At 62.6% G+C, this 230-nt stretch carries 1 protein-coding gene; it reads right to left on the minus strand.

Going from position 1 to position 230, the window contains the following annotated elements:
- On the minus strand, positions 1-230 hold a 230-nt coding region (locus AC3XQU_RS25150; protein ID WP_489876803.1), incomplete at both ends, for a Na+/H+ antiporter NhaA.

Below are 230 nucleotides of genomic sequence, written 5' to 3' on the forward strand. Positions count from 1 at the left end.
ATCAGCACATACGGCATTGCCCGCCACTGGCGGGTGCGCCCTAGCCGCCACAACGCAACGAGACTGGCGAGGGCGATCAACAACGGGACGATCCGAATCTCATCGCTATAGACGATGCCGATGATGGACACGGCGAGGAAGTCATCGACCACGGTCAGGGTGAGCAGGAACACGCGCAACTGACCGGATAGCCGCGGGCCGACGATCGCCAGGGTGCCCAGCATGAATGC

This window comes from Telluria sp. AZSoR62 (assembly GCF_058111565.1).